The sequence below is a fragment of the Bacillus sp. SD127 genome (genome assembly GCF_058566445.1).
Genome location: NZ_CP191226.1, coordinates 3,890,852 through 3,907,440, shown reverse-complemented (window position 1 = coordinate 3,907,440; position 16,589 = coordinate 3,890,852). Strand labels below are relative to the sequence as shown.

19 protein-coding genes are annotated in these 16,589 nt (G+C 44.3%); 12 read left to right on the top strand and 7 right to left on the bottom strand.

Features of this window, described 5'->3' with window-relative positions; all coding sequences use genetic code 11:
* Window positions 1-39 precede the first annotated feature (39 nt).
* The 6 genes from ACQVGS_RS20250 to zinU all read left to right on the top strand — a co-directional run bounded on the left by ACQVGS_RS20250 (window position 40) and on the right by zinU (window position 5,336).
* Window positions 40-1,245, top strand: coding sequence for an MFS transporter (locus ACQVGS_RS20250; RefSeq protein WP_127696018.1), 1,206 nt, complete (start codon window positions 40-42; stop codon window positions 1,243-1,245).
* A 128-nt stretch (window positions 1,246-1,373) separates the two neighbouring features.
* A complete protein-coding gene (gene folE2 / locus ACQVGS_RS20245) occupies window positions 1,374-2,282 on the top strand; it encodes a GTP cyclohydrolase FolE2 (RefSeq protein ID WP_038954144.1) in 909 nt (302 codons plus the stop codon).
* Window positions 2,283-2,284: 2 nt separating this feature from the next.
* Window positions 2,285-2,860 carry a L,D-transpeptidase gene (locus ACQVGS_RS20240; RefSeq protein WP_106022567.1) on the top strand — a complete coding sequence of 192 codons (576 nt, stop codon included), beginning with the start codon at window positions 2,285-2,287 and terminating at the stop codon, window positions 2,858-2,860.
* Between the two features lie 84 nt (window positions 2,861-2,944).
* Complete coding sequence (locus ACQVGS_RS20235) at window positions 2,945-3,478, top strand: FAD/NAD(P)-binding protein (protein WP_223203904.1); 534 nt, start codon at window positions 2,945-2,947, stop codon at window positions 3,476-3,478.
* A complete protein-coding gene (locus ACQVGS_RS20230) occupies window positions 3,415-4,008 on the top strand; it encodes a Rossmann-fold NAD(P)-binding domain-containing protein (RefSeq protein WP_400152735.1) in 594 nt (197 codons plus the stop codon). The genes ACQVGS_RS20235 and ACQVGS_RS20230 overlap by 64 nt, the downstream gene beginning before the upstream one ends.
* A 134-nt stretch (window positions 4,009-4,142) precedes the next feature.
* Window positions 4,143-5,336, top strand: a complete 1,194-nt coding sequence (gene zinU / locus ACQVGS_RS20225) for a zinc metallochaperone ZinU (protein ID WP_095714433.1) — start codon at window positions 4,143-4,145, stop codon at window positions 5,334-5,336.
* Between the two features lie 47 nt (window positions 5,337-5,383).
* Here zinU and ACQVGS_RS20220 read toward each other — a convergent pair whose 3' ends face one another.
* Together ACQVGS_RS20220 and ACQVGS_RS20215 are read right to left on the bottom strand one after the other, a co-directional pair.
* Complete coding sequence (locus ACQVGS_RS20220; protein ID WP_127696012.1) at window positions 5,384-6,064, bottom strand: amino acid ABC transporter permease; 681 nt, start codon at window positions 6,062-6,064, stop codon at window positions 5,384-5,386.
* Between the two features lie 9 nt (window positions 6,065-6,073).
* Entirely contained in the window at window positions 6,074-6,937 is an 864-nt protein-coding gene (locus tag ACQVGS_RS20215; RefSeq protein WP_127696010.1) for a transporter substrate-binding domain-containing protein, read from the bottom strand.
* Between the two features lie 167 nt (window positions 6,938-7,104).
* Here ACQVGS_RS20215 and ACQVGS_RS20210 point away from each other — a divergent pair, with 167 nt between their 5' ends.
* The 5 genes from ACQVGS_RS20210 (at window position 7,105) to ACQVGS_RS20190 (ending at window position 11,512) form a co-directional block, all read left to right on the top strand.
* A complete protein-coding gene (locus ACQVGS_RS20210) occupies window positions 7,105-8,241 on the top strand; it encodes a zinc-dependent alcohol dehydrogenase (RefSeq protein ID WP_127696008.1) in 1,137 nt (378 codons plus the stop codon).
* A gap of 42 nt (window positions 8,242-8,283) precedes the next feature.
* Window positions 8,284-8,709 (top strand): RDD family protein, encoded by a 426-nt coding sequence (locus tag ACQVGS_RS20205; protein ID WP_164848148.1) that lies wholly within the window; start codon window positions 8,284-8,286, stop codon window positions 8,707-8,709.
* Window positions 8,710-8,820: 111 nt separating this feature from the next.
* On the top strand, window positions 8,821-9,126 hold the full coding sequence (locus ACQVGS_RS20200; protein WP_237728892.1) for a YckD family protein: 306 nt from the start codon (window positions 8,821-8,823) through the stop codon (window positions 9,124-9,126).
* A gap of 151 nt (window positions 9,127-9,277) precedes the next feature.
* The gene (locus tag ACQVGS_RS20195; RefSeq protein WP_188323518.1) at window positions 9,278-10,006 is read left to right on the top strand and encodes an AAA family ATPase; all 729 of its coding nucleotides are present in this window, start codon (window positions 9,278-9,280) and stop codon (window positions 10,004-10,006) included.
* Between the two features lie 72 nt (window positions 10,007-10,078).
* Window positions 10,079-11,512 carry a glycoside hydrolase family 1 protein gene (locus ACQVGS_RS20190; RefSeq protein ID WP_491830492.1) on the top strand — a complete coding sequence of 478 codons (1,434 nt, stop codon included), beginning with the start codon at window positions 10,079-10,081 and terminating at the stop codon, window positions 11,510-11,512.
* 34 nt (window positions 11,513-11,546) lie between these two features.
* Here the strand turns inward: ACQVGS_RS20190 and nin are convergent, their stop codons facing one another.
* The 5 genes from nin to hxlA all read right to left on the bottom strand — a co-directional run bounded on the left by nin (window position 11,547) and on the right by hxlA (window position 15,626).
* Entirely contained in the window at window positions 11,547-11,945 is a 399-nt protein-coding gene (gene nin / locus ACQVGS_RS20185) for a DNA-entry nuclease inhibitor (protein ID WP_283912782.1), read from the bottom strand.
* A 26-nt stretch (window positions 11,946-11,971) separates the two neighbouring features.
* Window positions 11,972-12,409 (bottom strand): DNA-entry nuclease, encoded by a 438-nt coding sequence (gene nucA, locus ACQVGS_RS20180; protein WP_024120178.1) that lies wholly within the window; start codon window positions 12,407-12,409, stop codon window positions 11,972-11,974.
* A gap of 184 nt (window positions 12,410-12,593) precedes the next feature.
* Window positions 12,594-14,318, bottom strand: coding sequence for a methyl-accepting chemotaxis protein TlpC (tlpC, locus tag ACQVGS_RS20175; protein WP_404506043.1), 1,725 nt, complete (start codon window positions 14,316-14,318; stop codon window positions 12,594-12,596).
* 112 nt (window positions 14,319-14,430) lie between these two features.
* Window positions 14,431-14,988, bottom strand: a complete 558-nt coding sequence (hxlB, locus tag ACQVGS_RS20170) for a 6-phospho-3-hexuloisomerase (RefSeq protein ID WP_101863966.1) — start codon at window positions 14,986-14,988, stop codon at window positions 14,431-14,433.
* Window positions 14,989-14,993: 5 nt separating this feature from the next.
* Window positions 14,994-15,626 carry a 3-hexulose-6-phosphate synthase gene (gene hxlA, locus ACQVGS_RS20165; RefSeq protein ID WP_003224929.1) on the bottom strand — a complete coding sequence of 211 codons (633 nt, stop codon included), beginning with the start codon at window positions 15,624-15,626 and terminating at the stop codon, window positions 14,994-14,996.
* Window positions 15,627-15,857: 231 nt separating this feature from the next.
* On the opposite strand from hxlA, the gene hxlR reads away from it, so the two are divergent.
* Window positions 15,858-16,220 carry a transcriptional activator HxlR gene (gene hxlR / locus ACQVGS_RS20160; RefSeq protein WP_003241118.1) on the top strand — a complete coding sequence of 121 codons (363 nt, stop codon included), beginning with the start codon at window positions 15,858-15,860 and terminating at the stop codon, window positions 16,218-16,220.
* Window positions 16,221-16,589 lie beyond the last annotated feature (369 nt).

Genomic DNA, 16,589 nt, shown 5'->3' with positions numbered 1-16,589 from the left:
AAAATTGAAATTTTTATAGGGTCAAGAAAGGGGAATGTTATGAAGCTGTTGGAACTGAAAACAAGCGGTCACCCGTCCACTTTGCTCTGCTCGTTTTTATACTTTGATGTAAGTTTTATGATATGGGTTATGCTTGGGGCGCTTGGTGTTTATATTTCTCAGGATTTTGGCCTGTCTCCCTTTGAAAAAGGGCTTATCGTGGCTGTGCCGATTTTATCGGGATCTGTGTTTCGGATCATATTAGGCGTATTAACGGACAGAATCGGGCCGAAAAAAACAGCTGTGACCGGAATGCTGGTGACAATGATCCCACTGCTTTGGGGAACTTTTGGCGGCCGTACGCTGACTGAGCTTTACGCGATCGGCATTCTGCTTGGCGTGGCAGGCGCGAGCTTTGCTGTTGCGCTTCCTATGGCAAGCCGGTGGTATCCGCCTCATTTGCAGGGACTGGCGATGGGAATAGCGGGTGCGGGTAACAGCGGCACCTTGTTTGCGACACTGTTTGGCCCCCGGCTTGCAGAGCAGTTCGGCTGGCACAGTGTGATGGGAATTGCGCTTCTTCCTCTGATCATCGTCTTTATTCTGTTTGTTTTCATGGCGAAGAATTCTCCTGAACAACCGGCGCCGCAGCCGCTCAAAAACTACTTGCAGGTGTTCGGACAGAAGGAAACGTGGTTTTTCTGTCTGCTGTACAGCGTTACTTTTGGAGGGTTTGTCGGGCTGTCCAGCTTTTTGGCGATATTCTTCGTTGATCAATATCAGCTGTCAAAAATTCACGCGGGAGATTTCGTCACATTATGTGTAGCAGCGGGCAGTTTTTTCCGGCCTGTAGGGGGCTGGATTTCCGATCGAGTCGGGGGCACGAAGGTTCTTTCTGTTCTGTTTGTCATCGTGGCTCTTTGCATGGCCGGAGTCAGCAGTCTGCCGTCTCTTTCAATGGTTATCATCCTTTTATTTGTCGGAATGATGGGACTCGGAATGGGCAACGGAGCAGTGTTTCAGCTCGTCCCGCAGCGCTTCCGGAAAGAAATCGGAATGGTGACGGGAATCGTCGGCGCAGCAGGAGGCATCGGAGGTTTCTTTCTGCCAAACATTTTAGGGTCATTAAAACAGATGACAGGCACATATGCCATCGGATTTATCACGTTTTCCTGTATCGCATTGCTGGCGTTTGTGCTTGTGATTGCCGCAGGATATTACTGGAGAAAAAGCTGGAGCGCGGAAAGCAGCCCGGCGGATGTTTGATGTTGGATGGGAGACACGCGCTTGCGCGTGTCTTTTTTTGCTGTTTTCAACTTTCTCTTGATTTTAACTCGTGAACCGATCAGAATAAATAGTAATTATTACGATTTAAAACGGAAGGAGTTTTCTGATTGGAACAACACATTCTGCTCCCGGAAAAAACGGAGCGTCTTCAATATTTTGGGTCGGTCAGTCCCGTGAAAGGGCAAAAGCCTGTGGAAAAGGAGAACATGAAGGATCTTCAGAATATCAGAAAAGACTATTTTTTTGATATTCAGCAAGTAGGTGTCACCAATGTGTCTCACCCGGTCACTGTTGCCTCAGCGATGAAGCCTTGTCAGCAAACGACAGCAGCGAATTTTACCATGACCGCCAGCCTGCAGCGGAATCAGAAAGGCATCAATATGAGCCGATTAACAGAGCAGCTCCAACGCTATCATCAAAACGGCTGGATTCTCACATTTTCTTCTCTTCAGCAATTTACGAAAGAGCTTGCAGAAAACATGGATCAAATCTCGGCTTGCGTCGAAGTGCGGTTTCCATGGTATTTCGAAAGAAAGAGTCCAATGCTTGGGAAAGCGGGGCTGATGCATGCTGAGATGTTGATGTCTGTCACCTATCACGAAGATCAGCCGTTTAAACAGCGGGCCGGTATCTCGGCGAAAGTAACGACTCTTTGCCCTTGCTCTAAGGAAATCAGTGAATACAGTGCCCACAATCAGAGGGGAACGGTCAGCATTTTGGCCGATATTCATCCAACGGCACTGCTCCCAGTCGATGTAAAAGCCGATTTGCTTCACGTTGCAGAATCAAATGCCAGCGCGAGACTGCACCCGGTGCTAAAGCGGCCGGATGAAAAGGCCGTAACGGAAACCGCATATGAAAATCCCAGATTTGTTGAGGATCTGGCCCGTCTCATTGCAGCAGACTTATATGAGCTTGAATGGGTGTCGGCCTTTGATATTGAATGCAGAAATGAAGAATCAATTCATCTGCACGATGCCTATGCGAAGCTTAGGTTTTCGAAACAGGAGGAATGACTATGAAACTTTCATTCTTATTAATTGCTGTTTTTGCGCCGGCAATTCTGCTGTCAGCCTGTTCTTATCATGCGGACGAGAAACCGGGAGCTCAAATGAAGAAAACAGACAAACACATAGCGGCAGAGAAAACAAGCATTGATTGGACAAAGCCTTCCGGCGGAGAATACCCCGATATCAAGCAGCTGAAAAATGTCTGGATTGATGTGGACGTGAAACAGCAGAAGGCTTATATCAATGCCGGAAGCAAAACCATCTATACCATGATCGTTTCATCAGGACTCGATCAAACCCATGATGATTCCACACCGAAAGGCACATTTCATATCGAGCCTGAACGGGGAGAATGGTTTTTCTCTGAAGGATATCAGGAAGGGGCGGAATACTGGGTCTCATGGAAAAACCATGGAGAATTTCTTTTTCACAGCGTACCCATGACAAAGGACAAAAAAGTCATTGAAAAGGAAGCAAAAAAATTAGGGACAAAAGCATCCCATGGCTGTATCAGACTATCCATTCCAGATGCGAAATGGATATACGAAAACATACCTGAACACACAAAAGTTGTGATCAGCTGAATAGAAAGCAGTTGACAAAAAGGAAAAAAGAACATACGATTTAAATCGTAATAATTACGTTTTGTGCAGAAAGGAGTTACTCCTATGTATAAATGGCTTATCATCGGCGGCGGAATTCAAGGATCGACCTTGGCTGTGCATCTGGTGAAGAGCGGAAAGGTGCCTATCCAGGATCTTGCGGTCATTGATCCTCATGAACAGCCCCTTGAGTGCTGGAAGCGAAATACGGCCCGCATTCGGATGAATGATTTACGCTCTCCACCGGTCCATCACATGGATACCGAGCCGTTCAGCCTGCAAACGTATGCGGATAAAAGCCAGTGGCCGGAGGTATTCTTCGGGAGGTATAAGCGTCCCTCTTTATCGCTTTTTAATCAGCATTGTGAAACTGTATTGGATGAGATACATATTGATCAGGCGTGGAAGACAGGCATGGTGACAGACTTGAGAAGAAAAAACGGATTGTGGGAAGTGAGGACAGATGCCTCCGAAACAATCAGGGGCGAAAGAGTTGTACTAGCCATGAGTTTTTCACAACAGCCTTGCTGGCCGGAGTGGGCACAGCATTTCAGAATGACGGCATTTATCATGTGTTTGACAGGGATGTGCAAGGGTTAAAACAGGAAGGCGTAAAAGCGGCGGTTGTGGGCGGAGGGATCACGGCGGCTCATTACGCCATAAAGCTCTCAGATGACGGGCGCGACGTGACGATGTTCGTGAGGCATCCGTTCCGCACCTATGATTTTGACAGTGATCCGGGCTGGCTTGGCCCGAAGTATATGAAAAGATTCAGCAAAACGCCAGACTATCAAAAGAGAAGACAATGGATCACAAATGCCAGACATCGCGGCTCCTTCCCGAAGGACATCTCAAGAAAGCTTGCTGTCTATAGAGAAGAGGGCAGGATAAAGGTCATTCAGGATGAAGTGATATCATGTCAAAAAACAGCTGACGGCCGGCTGCAGATACAGCTGAAGAAAAATGAATCGTCATACACATTCGAACATATCGCGCTGGCAACAGGCTTTGCCTCTGACATCAGCCGATTCGAGTGGGTTCAAAAAGCAGCGCAAGCAGAGCAATTGCCTTTTGCCGGCTGCGGCTTTCCGATTGTCGGCAAGGATTTGCAATGGGGGAACGGGTTATAAGTGATGGGTGCCTTTGCGGAACTTGAAATCGGGCCGACAGCGAGAAATATTTCTGGGGCGCGAAAAGCGGCATTCACCATTACACATACGGCATTTAAATCGTAATGATTCTATTTTGAGAGGGTGTGATCACAATGAAAAAAATTCCGGTTACAGTACTAAGCGGCTATCTTGGCGCGGGAAAAACAACACTGCTCAACAGCATTTTGCAAAATCGCGAAGGCTTAAAAATAGCCGTTATTGTAAATGACATGAGCGAGGTAAACATTGACGCGGGGCTGGTCAAGCAGGAAGGCGGGCTTTCCAGAACAGATGAAAAGCTAGTGGAAATGTCAAACGGCTGCATTTGCTGCACACTTCGCGAGGATTTGTTAGTCGAAGTGGAGAAGCTGGCAAAAGACGGACGGTTTGATTATATCGTAATCGAATCGACGGGAATCAGCGAACCGATCCCGGTGGCCCAGACATTTTCTTATATTGACGAAGAGCTGGGAATCGATCTCACCAAGTTTTGTGAGTTAGATACGATGGTGACAGTGGTCGATGCGAACCGTTTTTGGCATGACTATCAGTCGGGTGACAGCCTTCTGGACCGCAAAGAAGCACTTGGGGAAGAAGACGAAAGAGAAATTGCCGACCTGTTAATCGATCAAATTGAGTTTTGCGATGTTCTGATCTTAAATAAATGTGATTTAGTCAGCGAGCAAGAGCTTGAACAGCTTGAGAAAGTCCTTCGCACCCTGCAGCCAAGGGCTACATTCATTCGTGCTGTCAAAGGGAACGTCAAGCCGCAGGAGATTTTACATACGGGGCTATTTAACTTCGAGGAAGCGAGCGGATCTGCCGGCTGGATAAGAGAGCTGACGGCAGGCCATGCAGCCCATACCCCGGAAACCGAGGAATACGGCATTTCTTCATTTGTTTATAAAAGACGGCTGCCATTTCATTCAACGCGCTTTTATCACTGGATGGATCAAATGCCTAAAAATGTTGTCCGCGCCAAAGGTATTGTCTGGTGCGCATCGCATAACAGCCTCGCTCTTCTGATGTCCCAAGCCGGCCCGTCCGTAACGATTGAGCCGGTATCTTATTGGGTGGCGGCAATGCCGAAGCTTGAGCAGGAGCAAATCAAACAGCAGGAGCCGGAAATATTAGAGGATTGGGACCCGGAATTCGGCGATCGTCTGACGCAGCTGGTGTTTATCGGAACAGACTTGGATGAAGACGCCATTACGAAGGAGCTGGATCAATGTTTGCTGACTGAATATGAGTTTGATTCCGATTGGTCGCTGTTTGAAGATCCATTTAAATGGAAGCTGAATCAATAGGAAAAAGCCGTCTCCTGCGGAGCGGCTTTTTTTAATGAAACGTTTGTTTAAAGATAATGTGCGTATTTCTTCTCAAGGATATTCTGAAAAGCCGCCGCAACGGAGCAGATGGCCCAATAAATGAGCGCGGTCAGAATATACATGGTCATGTAATCAAACTCTCGGCCCCCAATAATTTTCGCATGCTGGAGCAATTCCGGCACCGTAATCATCGCGGCGAGCGAGGATGCCTTGATCAAATCGAGCAATACATTGGCGAGCGGAGGCAGCGCAATACGGATCGATTGCGGCAAAATGATGCCCCTCATCGTCTGCCAATAGGAAAGACCGAGCGAGGATGCGGCTTCCCACTGCCCTTTTTCAACGGATGAAATGGCTGAACGGTTAATTTCCGCAATATAAGCGGCGCTGTTGAGGCTAAAGCCGATCAAGGCGGCCGTAACGGCAGAAAATTCAATGCCGATATAAGGGATTCCAAAATAAAGGATAAACAGGATCACCAAAATCGGAACGCCGCGCATAAAAGAAATGTAGAGACGCGCCGGCCATCTCAGCAGGGCAATCTTAGACATTCTGGCGAGCGATATAAACAGCCCGATTACCGTTCCCGCAAACATGCTGACAAAAGAAATAAGCAACGTGTACCCTATACCCTTTATGACATAAGGAAACGATTCAATCGCCAGCTGTGTGTTGAAAATATATTCCCACTGAATGCTGTACATCATGGCGTCTGATTACAGGTCAACGTCTTGAACGTCGATATCCAGTTTCTTTGATACATCCGCTTTATTAAAGAATTGTTTCGACAGCTTTGTCAAAGTGCCGTCCTTGCTCATCTTTTTCAGCGTCTCGTTCATTTGTTTCTGAAGCTCAGTATTGCTTTTTTTCATGACAAGGGCCTGTTTGTTCGGCATGTACTTGATGTCAGGATGGATCGTGATGTTAAGATCCGGAAATGCCGCGAGTGCCAGTGTCTGCAGGTAATAGTCATTTAAGATGACATCAGTGCGGCCGTTGGCAACATCTTTTAAATACTGCTCGTTGGTCGCGTTATCATAAATGACTTCTTGGGCGCCGTATTTTCTGGCAACGTCCATATAGACAGTTGTCGCTGCGCCAGCCGCTTTTTTCCCTTTTAAATCTTTCAGTGTTTTAATCCCTGATAAATCATCTTTTCGGACAATGGCTGTGCCATATGAATATTTATAAGGAGAAGAAAACGCGAACTTCTTCTCGCGGTCCTTTGTCACATCTATATCATTGGCGGCAGCGTCAACCTGGCCGCTGTTCACCGCTGTCAGCATCCCGTCGATGCCCATTTCCTTGAACTCGACTTTGAGCCCGAGACGCTTAGCCGCTTCTCGAACAACTTCAACCTCATAGCCTGTCAGTTGATCCTTACCTGAATCGGTATCATGATAGGACGTAGGATAAAGTGTGCCGGACGTAGCAACGACGATTTTTCCTTTTTCTTTGATCTGCTCCCAGCCTGTATCCTTGGAACCGGCTTCATCTTTGCCGGAACAGGCTGCCAATATAAGAAAGAAAGCCATTGTAAAGCTAAAGATAACGGCTTTTGATTGTTTACATGATTTCACCTATGTTTCCCCCAATCTGTTAATCAACTAAAAAGATAGCATTGAACATAAGGGGTTGCAATATGTTGATGGCGTTTTCAAAAAGTTCGAATTGTGTATACAAATGAAGCTGCGAGTTTAAAAGCAGCCGGGAAGGGAAGGAGTCATAAAAAAGGAGTTGGCCAAGGATGAAAGCACTGACATACCAAGGGAAAGAGCATGTGGTAGTGAAAGAGGTTGAAGCTCCCCGGATTCAGGATGCAAGAGATGCTATTATCCGCATTACGGCAACAGGTATTTGCGGCTCTGATCTACATTTGTATAAAAACGGGATTCCGGCTGCGCCGGATTATATTATCGGACATGAACCGATGGGAGTAGTTGAAGAGACCGGAAGCGAGGTTCAATCACTAAAAAAAGGCGATCGTGTCGTGATTCCGTTTAACATTGGGTGCGGCGAATGCTTTTATTGCAAGCATCAAATGGAGAGCCAGTGCGACGAATCAAATCCAAACCCGCATACCGATGCCGGCGGTTTATTTGGTTTCTCTGAAGATAACGGCAATTTTCCCGGAGGACAGGCTGAATACTTGCGGGTGCCGTTTGCTGATTTTTCATCCTTCAAAGTTCCTGCCGACAGTGAGCTTAAGGATGAACAGGTCTTGTTTCTATCCGACGTGATGCCGACAGCATATTGGAGCGTGGAGCACAGCGGAGTGAAAAAAGGCGATACCGTCTTGATTCTGGGAGCGGGGCCGATTGGATTAATGGCGCAAAAATTCGCTTGGATGAAGGGAGCGAAACGCGTCATCTCCGTTGATCAAGTTCCTCATCGACTGGAGCATGCAAAACGGACAAACAGCGTGGAAACGTTCAACTTTACAGAACATGATGAGATCGGGAAGCTTCTTTATGATGAAACGGACGGCGGAGCGGATGTCGTTATTGATTGTGTCGGAATGGACGGGACCCCGCTTTCGAAAGAAAAAGCGTCTGAAAAACCGAACCAATTCGGAACCATCAGCCCGATTCTCACCGCGTCTGAAGCAGTCAGAAAGTTCGGCACAGTTCAGCTGACAGGGGCATATATTTCTCAAGCGGACGGTTTTCCGCTCGGCGATTTCTTCACCCGCAATGTCTCTGTCAAAATGGGACAGGCACCGGTCATTCATCTGATGCCGATGCTGTATCAAATGGTTGATCAGCAAGAAATTGATCCTACTGATATCATTACGCACAAATTAAGTCTTGCTGATGCCCCTAGAGCATATGATATATTCGATAAGAAAGAAGACGGCAACATCAAAGTCATATTGAAACCATAATGGGGGAGTTACATGAAGAACTATAAACCGGCCGGATTTTAGATCAGACTAGGAGCTTCATTACTGGATTACATTATTGTCTCGGTGCCCCTTTTGTTGATCTATTGGCTGATCACAGGAAAAGACCCGAACGACAGCATGATCATCAGCCTGGTCGTTTTGCTGTACTCTATTTTGCTGCCGGTATTTTGGCAAGGCTATCTCATCGGAAAAAGGATTTGCGGAATCAGAATCGTAAAAAAAGACGGGTCACAGGTCGGCCTGGTAACCATGATTATGCGAGTCATCATTGCCGGACTGGTTTACGGCATAACCTTCGGGCTTGGCTTAATTGTCAGCCTGTTTATGATCGGGCTGAGAGAAGACAAACGGACGCTACATGATTTTATCGCAGGAACATACGTTACTTACGCATCACCGGGAGAAGAAGAACTATATACGGACGAACAGATCAGAAAGAGCGAATAATGGTTCGCTCTTTCTATTTTGTATGCATAAAAAACAGAATGAAGTAAAATATATGAAAAAAAGTTAGGAGGAATAAACTGGGTGAAAAAAGTGAAAGTCAATATCATCGGAATGCTCATTGCCGCGGCTGTTATTTCTTTAACTGGCACAGCTGAAGCAGCGGAAAAACAGAATCAGCAGCCGCCTGCAAACGTTACACTGACTGAACAGCAAAAGAAAGAAATTGAACAGCTGGAAGCAGACATATTAAAAAAACGCAAGGATGTCATCTCAAAGTATGTAGAATACGGAATTCTGCCTAAAGAAAGAGGAGATCACATCAAAAATCACATGGTCAAACACTTTGAAATGATGAAACAAAACGGCTTTGTTCCGAAGCCTCATCCTCATCCGCATAAATTTGAAAAGAGACATTAGGCTGTAAGCATCCAATTAAGGTTGGGTGCTTTTTCATTACCGTTAAAAAGAATATACTGACAATATAATATATAATTTGGAATATGAGAACGCATTCTTATGGATCAAAAGATTTTACTTCATATATTCATTTAACGCGAGAGGAGAAGCTATGTTTTTAAAAAGAGTAACACTCCTTAGAGATAAGATCCCGTCCTTTAACAGATACCCATTCACTATCCCTGCTGTAAGTCAATTACACGACATTTCATTTACCAGAGAAGTGACTTTTTTTGTCGGGGAAAATGGCTCGGGGAAATCAACGTTGCTTGAAGCAATTGCTGATAAGTGTGAATTTAATACAGCGGGCGGCAGCCGTAATAATATCTATGAATTGCAGGAGTCAGACTCTCATTTGGGAGATTACATACGGTTATCATGGCTTCCGAAGATCACAAATGGTTTTTTCTTAAGAGCAGAATCGTTTTATCAGCTTTCTCTTCATCTTGATGAAGTGGAACGAGATGCTCCGCAGCCATATCTTTCCTATGGCGGAAGGCCGCTGCACAAGCAATCGCATGGTGAGTCTTTTATGTCGCTGTTTCAACATCGTTTTAAAGGAAAAGCCATTTATCTTTTAGATGAGCCTGAAGCTGCTCTTTCTCCCTCACGGCAGTTAGCTTTTTTGAGAGTCATACACGATTTAGTGAAAGGCGGAAATGTACAGTTCATCATTGCCACTCACTCTCCAATTTTGCTGGGGTATCCGAATGCTGACATTTTCAGCTTTGACGGGGGCAGTATTCATCATACAGAATACGAAAGCACTGAACACGTCCAGTTAACCAGATGTTTTCTTGAACAAAGAGAGAAAATATTAGCTGAGCTGTTCCGGGATTAACATTGTGTTGCTATGAAACGCGTTTCATAGCCTATGATAGGCTTATCAAATATTTCAGGAGTGATTAACACAATGATCCATCAACATCCAGAATCTTTTCCGAAACATTTTTTATGGGGCTCGGCTTCAGCAGCTTACCAGGTTGAAGGAGCTTGGAACGAAGATGGCAAAGGTCCTTCTGTATGGGACGTGTTTACGAAAATCCCCGGCAAAACGTTTAAGGGCACCAATGGTGATGTTGCAGTTGACCATTATCACCGTTATAAGGAAGATGTCGCTCTGATGGCTGAGATGGGGCTGAAGGCATATCGATTCTCTGTCAGCTGGCCGCGTATTTTTCCAAAAGGAAAAGGAGAAATCAATGAAGCCGGTCTGGCATTTTACGATAACCTGATTGATGAATTGCTTTCTCATAACATTGAGCCGTTTTTGACTTTATATCACTGGGATTTGCCTCAGGCGCTTATGGACGAGTATGGCGGATTTGAGTCGAGAAACATCATAGAGGATTTTAATCATTACTGCATTACTCTTTATAAACGCTTTGGGCAGAAAGTGAAATATTGGGTAACGTTAAATGAACAAAACTACAATTTTAATCACGGCTTTCTAACAGCTATGCATCCGCCTGGCGTGAAGGACAGAAAACGATTTTACGAAGCAAATCATATTGCGTTTCTGGCAAATGCGAAAGCCATTGAGTCCTTCAGAAAATATGTGCCCGAAGGCAAAATAGGACCAAGCTTTGCTTATTCTCCCGCATACCCTTTAACCAGTCATCCAGAGGACATTACGGCATTTGAAAATGCTGAAGAATTTATGAATAATTGGTGGCTGGACATGTACTGCTGGGGAACCTACCCGCAAATTCCTTTCCGCTATTTAGAAAAACAGGGGTGGGCGCCGACAGTCGAACCGGGTGATATGGAGCTGCTTGCCAAAGGGAAGCCGGATTTTGTAGGTGTCAACTATTATCAAACGATTACTTACGAACGAAATCCGCTCGACGGTGTCTCAGAAGGGAAAATGAATACGACGGGACAAAAAGGGACCAATCAGGAAACAGGGATGCCGGGACTATTTAAAACTAAGAAAAATCCTAACCTAACAACGAGCAACTGGGATTGGACGATTGATCCGGTAGGATTGCGTATCGGGCTTCGCCGTATTACGACACGTTATCAGCTTCCTGTGTTTATTACAGAAAACGGTTTAGGAGAATTCGATAAAGTTGAAGACGGCACTATACATGATGATTATAGAATTGATTATTTGCAATCGCATCTTGAGCAATGCAGACAGGCCATTAGTGATGGAGTCGATTTGATTGGATATTGCAGCTGGTCATTTACTGATCTGTTAAGCTGGCTGAACGGTTATCAAAAAAGATACGGCTTTGTTTATGTGAATCGTGACGAAGAGAATGAACATGACTTAAAACGATTGAAGAAAAAAAGCTTTTATTGGTATCAGGATGTCATTAAGACAAATGGAGAAAATGTATAAAGAGTCCCTGAGAGTATTCTCTCAGGGCTTTTCATTATACGGAAACAGCATCAATGATATAAGTGTCAGCGTGCAGATCTGACAGCTCAGCCGGCACAGTGTAGCATGTGAATTGATAGTCTCCTTTAGGAAGGTCAAAGGACAGCCTCTTGGACATGATGCTTTCAATTTCAATTCCGTCTTTTGTGACGTGAAAAGGAACAGTCACTTTTTTTTCGTAGGATGCAACTGTTTCTGAACTGTTAAGTCGCAAAAGAATATATACCTTTGAATTTCGCTGTGCCTCAAACGAAATGGCTTCGTCCGTTTCCGCATATCCTTTTTCAATTGCTTCATCTGTCCAATCGATGACTGGCGGTGCGGAACCCTTTTGAAATACAGTAAATTGATGATATGAAATCGTCAGTTCTTGCGGCTTCCATGATTTGATCAATGTGCTGTTCCTCCTCTTTTAACTGTTTACTGAATCGTAAATAAAACCTTTGTGCCGTCAGGGTAATCGGTCAGCTGATGCCCGACCCAGGAGCCTGCGCCGCGATTGTCAGCGGGAGAAATATATTCTACAGAAGCCCCTTCACCGCCTTCTTTGCACATGGCCATTGGCCATTCATCTCGGTCATACCCTGTTTTGGAAGGTACGTCTTTTAATGATTGTTCGCGGCGTTCCTCAGCTCCGTCTCTGTCTATGGTGCACACATCTGAATGCCCCTCACTTATTGCGTCCTTGATATGATTTGCTGTCTCAGGATAACGCTCAGAAGGGAAGGCCAGTGTTTCGTCATATTCTTCTGTTTGAGACGTTTTTTGATCGTCTGAGAAAAAGTCTCCCTTAATCAGGCCAACAGCTGCAGCTGCTATGACGACTATTACGAGAAGTAAAGTTTTTATAATGTCCATTCGTGATGATCACCTCCCGCGTCAGCAACTTTAAAACTGCTCCAAGAGTAATGCAGAAAGGGCTGGGTGTAAAGATTAAAATTTTTTGTTTTGCCTTAGGTTTATTGCAGAAATCGTAATTTTAGCAGATCGAAATATTCATTTTAAAAAAATAACGTTATCAAATTGAAATATTGATACTAGATTATAGGCTGTTTTCAGGTTGATCAATCATTTTAAATTGACTTATGATACTCGTAAGCTCTTCAGCCAATTGAGATAACGTTTCTGAGGCTGCAGTAATCTCTTCCATTGCGGCAAATTGCTCTTCTGTTAAAGCTGCCGCCTGCCGGGTACTCTCTGTTGATTCTTTAATGTCTGTTGTATTGGCGGCAAAGGATTCATTGATTTTTTGCGTACTTGCTGAAATGTTGGTAACAGATGCTGATAAATCGCTGATTTCCGCAGTGATTTCATCTGTTGCGGCTGCAATTTCTTTAAATGCGTCTCTGGTGCGGTGAATCATGTTTACACCTTCAGCAGCTTCTGTTTTCACATGTTCAACAGACTGCGCAGATTCAGTCATATCATTTTTTATCTCAGCGATTAATTTGGAAATCTGTCCGACAGACCGTTGAGATTCCTCTGCTAATTTGCGAACTTCATCAGCAACAACGGCAAAGCCTTTACCGTGTTCTCCGGCTCGGGCAGCTTCAATTGCTGCATTAAGAGCAAGCAGGTTTGTCTGATCGGCAATTTGGGTGATAACGGATAAAATTTGTTCAATTTGTTTAGAACGGCCGTCCAGCTGCTGAATGATCTCTCCGCTTTTTTCAATCGAATGGTGAATGGTATCCATTTGTGCCTGAACATTTGAAATTTCATTTTGGCCAATGTCTGCTTTTGATTGCGCAAGCTGTCCTTTCTCAGCAATGGCAGCAGTATTTGAAGAAATATGCCGTATGTCAGCTGTTGTTTGCTCCAGTGATTTTTCACTGTTTTCGATTCGTGTGATTTGATGCTTGGAACCGTTTGCAATATGCTGAACAGCTTCTGTGATCTTTTCGGAGGCTTGATTGGTTTCTTCTGCTCCGGCTGAAAGCTGCTGAGAGGCTGATGCAAGCTGAAGGGCGGATTGCTGTACCGTTTGGATTGTCTGATTCAGCTTCATTCTCATCTTATTATAGTAGACACTCAGTTCTGCTAACTCATCAGCGGACTTGTCTGAAACTTCTATTGTCATATCTCCGTTTCCGGCGCTTTCAAAGGCGTATTTTAATACGTTCAGCCGCCGGTTGATTCTTCTGGTGAAAAGCAAAACAAGGATGACAGATATAATAATAACTACAGCAAGAACGATAGCGAATTGAGTGAACAGCGATTGGGTAAGCGATGCTAAAATGCTTTGATTGGCTCCTGTATACAGCATACCGATAATGTTGCCTTCCTTATCTTTTAAGGGCATATATGCTGTTTGATAAGAGGAGCCTGCCACATCTGCTTGTCCGTAGAATTGCTTCCCGTTTTTTAAAACAGCGTCAGTGACCTCAGCAGAAGCTTGAGTGCCGACAGCTCTTTCGCCGTCTTTCATTACGTTGGTTGCGACCCGAGTATCTCCTTGGAAAATCGTTACGGTATCACCTGTTTTTTTGCCAAGCAGATCAACAATTTCTTCATTTCCGTTTATTTGTGTCTCGCCTTTATACAGCTTATCGTTTTTTACCTCCCAGTTCCCTAAAATCACGTCATCAATATACGTGCTGCTTAAAGCAAGATCGCCTTTGGCTTTTTCAGTGGCCATTTTTTTCATGCTGCTTGTAATGTCTTTTAGCATTACGGCGCCGACTGATAGAGAAAACAATAGAATAACTGCGAAGACCAAGCTGAGAATTTTAGTTCCAAGCTTCAGCTTTATTTGTTTTTTCAACATAATTCCTCCCTCTGTTTGTTTGTAGGTCATATTACTTATCGGGTTTTTGGGTGTAAAGTTTTATTTTAGGGGATATTAAAACCGGCCTGATCTCCAGGCCGGCTGTGTGACGCTATTCAAGGTTTGCGTGGTAAGTGAACATGGTTTCAGAATCGAGTCCTTTTTTCTCCATGAGTTTTAAAATTATTGCATCATAGAACAGCAGCAATGTTTGCTCAAATAATGAACCCATTGGTTGCATCGTTTTATAGCTTCCGTTTGACTGGTCTTTAGGAGAGCCAGGCATTTTGACGATGAGATCCGATTGTTTTCCAATGCTCGAATCCGGATTGATGGTTAAAGCGGCAACAATTCCGTGTAAGCTTTTTGCTTTGGCTGCTGTATTGATCAGGCTCTTTGTCTCGCCTGATCCTGAGCCGATAATGACGAGGTCTCCTTTGCGGAGCGGCGGAGTGAGAACCTCACCGGCAATATGAGCGTTAAAGCCCATGTGCATCAATCTCATCGCGAAGGATTTTGCCATCAGGCCAGACCGCCCCGCGCCCGCAGTGAAAATTTGATTGGACGAAAGAATGTGATCGGCAAGCTGATCAGCTTCTTCATTAGAAATATAAGCCGCTGAACGGTGTAATTCATTGAGAATTTCCGTTACGTATTCAGTCGTTTTCATTTTATTTATCCTTGGGCAATAAGCTGTTTCATTTTTGAAGCTGTTTCTGCTTTATCGGCTGCGCTTGTAATTCCGCCCCCAACAATGACAAGGTCAGGGTTTTGTTTGATCACTTCTGGCAGTGTATCAAGTTTGATGCCGCCCGCAATTGCGGTTTTTGCGTTTTTTACGGTATTTTTGATGGTCGTTAATTCTTCGAAAGAGTTTTTGCCCTCTGCTTGAAGATCATAACCAGTGTGGACGCAGATGTAGTCAACACCGAGTGCGTCAATTTCTTTCGCACGGGATTCAATATCTTTCACGTTAATCATGTCCACTAAGATTTTCTTCTTCTGTTTTTTGGCTTCTTCTACTGCGCCTTTAATTGTTGCATCGTCTGTAGCCCCTAAAACGGTGATGATGTCAGCCCCAGCTTCCGACGCTTTCATAATTTCGTATCCGCCGGCATCCATGATTTTCAGGTCTGCCAGGACCTTCAATTGCGGAAATGTTTCTTTTATTTCTTTAACGGCTCTAAGGCCTTCATTAATGACAACCGGTGTTCCGATCTCAACCACGTCGATATATTGTTCCACTTCTTTGACAAGCTCGATGGCTTCCGGGATATTTACTAGGTCTAATGCCAGCTGTAATTCCATTGTTGATCCACTCCCTTATTCGAATTATTTTTCATTCTATAGGTTCCCTCTTCAGCTGAGAAGTAGGCACTTTGAAGTCAACTAGTTACTTGGAGGATACTGTGAGAAGAGGCAATCAGATTTCTTTCGCTTGGTTTTATGAGTGAGTATAATGAAAAAGAGTCTGCCAAAAAGTAAGTAAGTGATGATACGTATCTAACATACAAAAAGGATACTAAGGGGGGATTTCTTTTGAGCCGGATGGACGACAAAAGGTTTAATTGTGAGAAGGAATTAACGCTTGCGGTGATCGGCGGCAAATGGAAAATGCTCATTTTGTGGCATTTGGGAAAAGAAGGCACAAAACGTTTTAATGAATTGAAAGCTTTGATTCCTGATATTACGCAGAAGATCCTCGTGAATCAGCTGAGAGAGCTTGAGCAGGATATGATTGTTCACAGGGAAGTGTATCCGGTTGTCCCGCCGAAGGTTGAATATTCCTTGACCCCGCAAGGAGAAAGCCTGATGCCTATTCTTGATGCCATGTATGAGTGGGGGAAAGGCTATATGGAATTGATTGATATCGACAAAAATGTCATTAAGGAATCGTTGTAAGGCGCTCTTGGCTAAGGGTGTCTTTTTTTTGCCTGTTTTTCGGTTTTTGCGCGGTAAACATATGGGATGTAAAGATTGTAAATGGCTTTCAACAATAAATGGGAAATAGCGTGAGAGCGCATTTTAAAAATTTTTATTTTTCTGTAAATAATGTTTAGTGGAAATTATTGCGGCATCCCGCAAAAATATCCCAGTGAATAAACTGGAATCTTTTCGGTATCCCGCATGAAACTTTTCACCCATTTTTCGGTGATAAAAACATTTTTTTCATTTAAAGTGAACGTTAGAAAGGTTAAAAATATTGAAAACAATGAAGAAATAGGCAAAAATGTTTCACTTTAGGGCAAGAGGGCTTGCGGTCTTTATCTG

Bases quoted from the DNA above. Each gene is read 5' to 3' on its own strand.
- ACQVGS_RS20210 (WP_127696008.1), top strand. From the start codon at position 7,105: ATGAAAGCACTGACATACCAAGGGAAAGAGCATGTGGTAGTGAAAGAG.
- zinU (WP_095714433.1), top strand. From the start codon at position 4,143: ATGAAAAAAATTCCGGTTACAGTACTAAGCGGCTATCTTGGCGCGGGA.
- ACQVGS_RS20220 (WP_127696012.1), bottom strand. From the start codon at position 6,064: ATGATGTACAGCATTCAGTGGGAATATATTTTCAACACACAGCTGGCG.
- hxlB (WP_101863966.1), bottom strand. From the start codon at position 14,988: ATGAAAACGACTGAATACGTAACGGAAATTCTCAATGAATTACACCGT.
- hxlA (WP_003224929.1), bottom strand. From the start codon at position 15,626: ATGGAATTACAGCTGGCATTAGACCTAGTAAATATCCCGGAAGCCATC.
- ACQVGS_RS20250 (WP_127696018.1), top strand. From the start codon at position 40: ATGAAGCTGTTGGAACTGAAAACAAGCGGTCACCCGTCCACTTTGCTC.
- tlpC (WP_404506043.1), bottom strand. From the start codon at position 14,318: ATGTTGAAAAAACAAATAAAGCTGAAGCTTGGAACTAAAATTCTCAGC.
- ACQVGS_RS20200 (WP_237728892.1), top strand. From the start codon at position 8,821: ATGCTCATTGCCGCGGCTGTTATTTCTTTAACTGGCACAGCTGAAGCA.
- nucA (WP_024120178.1), bottom strand. From the start codon at position 12,409: ATGGACATTATAAAAACTTTACTTCTCGTAATAGTCGTCATAGCAGCT.
- ACQVGS_RS20195 (WP_188323518.1), top strand. From the start codon at position 9,278: ATGTTTTTAAAAAGAGTAACACTCCTTAGAGATAAGATCCCGTCCTTT.
- ACQVGS_RS20190 (WP_491830492.1), top strand. From the start codon at position 10,079: ATGATCCATCAACATCCAGAATCTTTTCCGAAACATTTTTTATGGGGC.
- ACQVGS_RS20240 (WP_106022567.1), top strand. From the start codon at position 2,285: ATGAAACTTTCATTCTTATTAATTGCTGTTTTTGCGCCGGCAATTCTG.
- ACQVGS_RS20235 (WP_223203904.1), top strand. From the start codon at position 2,945: ATGTATAAATGGCTTATCATCGGCGGCGGAATTCAAGGATCGACCTTG.